This is a genomic window from Caballeronia glathei (assembly GCF_000698595.1).
Lineage (GTDB): Bacteria > Pseudomonadota > Gammaproteobacteria > Burkholderiales > Burkholderiaceae > Caballeronia > Caballeronia glathei.
In genome coordinates this window covers 1-2,942 of sequence record NZ_JFHC01000185.1, presented here as the reverse complement: position 1 = coordinate 2,942, position 2,942 = coordinate 1, and the positions used below count along the sequence as shown (strand labels likewise).

Sequence of the window (2,942 nt, the reverse complement as noted above, 5' to 3'; positions counted from 1 at the left end):
GTGGACGACCCGCCTGCCGCTACCGTTATTTACTTCCCGATTCAGCTTGGAGGCTCGCCGCATGACCGGCGGGCTTTTTGCGTTTGCGCCGCCGGCCGGACCCGGCGTCCCCGGGGCGCAGGGCGTTGCGCGCGGTCGAGCCCCTCCTGGCGGTTTTTGACGATAATGCTGGACGTGTAACGCCCCCGCAGGCGCATTGTCATCATCGCCACCGCCACCGGCCCGAGACGGGACCACCCCAGGGACTATCCAATTGCCGTTCAAGCTGCCGACCACCGCCACCGCGCCGTTCTGTCCGTCCGAGGTCAAGGGCTCCGTCGATATTCCGGCCGGCGCGTCGTTCTGGAAGAAGATACTTCAGTTCGCGGGGCCGGGGCTGCTCGTGTCGATCGGCTACATGGACCCCGGGAACTGGGCGACCGATATCGAGGCGGGCTCGCGCTACGGCTACAACCTGCTGTTCGTCGTGGTGCTGTCGAGCCTCGCCGCGATGGCGCTGCAATGCCTCTCCATGCGGCTTGGCATCGTCACGGGGCGCGACCTCGCGCAACTGTCGCGCGAACGCTATTCGAAGCCGGTGGCGCGCGTGCAGTGGGCGCTCGCGGAGATATCGATCATCGCGTGCGATCTCGCCGAGGTGCTGGGCGGCGCGCTCGCGTTCCACCTGCTGTTCGGCTGCTCGCTGATGTGGGGCGTCATTTTCACCGCGTTCGACACGCTGATCGTGCTCGGCCTCAAGGGCAAGAATTTCCGCGATCTCGAAGCGATCATGCTCGGCCTGATCGCGACGATCGGCCTTGGCTACGTCGTCGAGCTGGCGCTGGTGAAGCCGCACTGGCCGGCCGTCATGCAGGGCCTCGTGCCGACCTGGCAGGCGGTCAGCGAGCGCGAGCCGCTCTATCTCGCGATCGGCATTCTCGGCGCGACCGTGATGCCGCACAACCTGTATCTGCATTCGTCGATCGTGCAGACGCGCGTGGTCGCGCGCACGCCGGCGAGCCTGCTTTCGGCGATCCGGCTCTCGCGCGTCGACACGATCGCCTCGCTGTTCCTCGCGCTCCTGATCAATGCGGCGATCCTGATTCTGGCGGCGTCCGCCTTCCACGCCACGGGGCACACGCAGGTCACGGAAATCGAGGACGCGTACAAGCTGCTCGCGCCGATCGTCGGCACGGGGCTCGCCGCGGTCCTGTTCGCGGTGACGCTGCTCGCGTCCGGGCAGAGTTCGACGTTCACCGGCACGATCGCGGGGCAGGTGATCATGGAGGGCTTCCTGCGGCTGAAGATCCCGTGCTATCAGCGGCGCTTCATCACGCGCGCGCTCGCGCTGATTCCGGCGCTGATCGGGGTCGGCATGCTCGGCAACGGCGCGGTGGGCAAGCTGCTGGTGGCAAGCCAGGTGGTGCTGAGCCTGCAACTGCCGTTCGCGCTGTACCCGCTCATCCGCATGACGAGCGACCGCAAGCTGATGGGCGAGTTCGCCAACCGCGTGTACACGAAGGTGGTCGCGTGGACGCTCTTCGGCGTGATCAGCGCGGCGAACCTGTGGCTCGTCGTGCAGACGGTGGGGCTGGTCGCGGACTGAACCGGCTCGCGCCGGATGCCGCTACAGCCGCTACAGCCATTACAGCCGCTAAGAGGAGCGCCCCGCCGCGCCCACCGGCACGATACCCCCGGCGGCCGTGCTGTCGTCGACCGCGGTGCGGCCGCCGTCGCGGAAGAACGCCTGCTCGCCCGCCTTGTTGAGCACGAGGATGCTGATGCGCCGGTTGGTCGGCTCGTCGGCGACGTCCTTGTTGAGCGGCAGCACGTCCGCGAGTCCGCGCACCTGAAGCACCTTCCTCTCGTTCATTCCGCCCGCAACCAGGGCGCGCCGCGCCGCGTTGGCGCGTTCCCCCGAGAGCTCCCAGTTCGAATAGCCGGACTGGCCGCCGGAATACGGCACGGCGTCGGTGTGCCCGGCAATCGAGACGCGATTGTCGACGTCGTTGAGCGGCCCGCCGATCTGCGTGAGGATCGTCGTCACGTAGCCTTCGAGGCGCGAGCTGCCGGAGGCGAACATCGGCCGCTTGAGAGAATCGACGATCTCGATGCGCAGCCCCTCGCTCGTGATCGCGATGCGGATCTGGTCCCTGAACGCGCGCAGCGCCGGCGTGTTCTCGATGAGCGCGGTGAGCTTCTGCTTCAGCTGCTGCAGGCGCTGGCTGTCTTCGGCCGCGATGGCGGCGCGCGCGACCGACGGCGGCACGGAGTGTGGCTGGCTCCTGGTCGCTTCGCCCGGCCGCGAGCTGGACAGGTCGCGCCCGCCGCCCTCGATGACGCTCGAGCGTGAGGCGCCGCTGCCGTCCTTGCCGCCGAATACCGCGGAGAGCGGCGTGTTGAAGTAGTCCTCGATGCCTTCCTTGTCGTATTTCGAGGTCGAGCCGAGCAGCCACATCAACAGGAAGAAGGCCATCATCGCCGTCACGAAGTCGGCGTAGGCGATCTTCCAGGCGCCGCCGTGATGGCCGCCGTGGCCGCCACCTCGCTTCTTGCGGCGCACGACGACGGTCGGCGCCAGCACCGATTGCAGCGGATCGCGCGAAGGCTTCTCAGCCATGTCCGAACCTCGTCGCGCCCGGGATCATGCCGACCTCGGCATCTTGGTGGCGCGCACGGCGTCGTCGAGTTCCTTGAAGCTCGGGCGATCCGCGGTGAAGAGCACCTTGCGGCCGAATTCGACGGCGAGCGTCGGCGCGTAGCCGTTCATCGAGGCGAGCAGCACCGATTTCACGCACTGGTACGGCTTCGCTTCGGCCTGGCCCTTTGCGTTGAGCAGATCGGCGAGCGGCCCGATGAAGCCGTACGCGAGCAGGATGCCGAGGAACGTGCCCACGAGCGCGCCCGCGATCATTCCGCCGAGCACGGCGGGCGCGGCGCCGACCGAGCCCATCGTGTGCACC

The 2,942-nt window shown here is 67.9% G+C and carries 2 protein-coding genes and 1 pseudogene; 1 reads left to right on the top strand and 2 read right to left on the bottom strand.

Going from position 1 to position 2,942, the window contains the following annotated elements; genetic code table 11:
* The first annotated feature begins 253 nt into the window (after nt 1–253).
* Nucleotides 254–1,585 carry an Nramp family divalent metal transporter gene (locus tag BG61_RS38050; protein ID WP_035931568.1) on the top strand — a complete coding sequence of 444 codons (1,332 nt, stop codon included), beginning with the start codon at nt 254–256 and terminating at the stop codon, nt 1,583–1,585.
* 48 nt (nt 1,586–1,633) lie between these two features.
* On the opposite strand, the gene motB is transcribed toward BG61_RS38050, so the two are convergent.
* Together motB and BG61_RS38040 are read right to left on the bottom strand one after the other, a co-directional pair.
* Nucleotides 1,634–2,599, bottom strand: coding sequence for a flagellar motor protein MotB (gene motB / locus BG61_RS38045; RefSeq protein WP_035931561.1), 966 nt, complete (start codon nt 2,597–2,599; stop codon nt 1,634–1,636).
* 24 nt (nt 2,600–2,623) lie between these two features.
* Nucleotides 2,624–2,942 (bottom strand): annotated as a pseudogene (locus BG61_RS38040) (flagellar motor stator protein MotA); the annotation flags it as partial.

What these genes read in the sequence shown, in the direction of transcription:
- motB (WP_035931561.1), bottom strand. Translation starts at nt 2,599, where the DNA reads ATGGCTGAGAAGCCTTCGCGCGATCCGCTGCAATCGGTGCTGGCGCCG.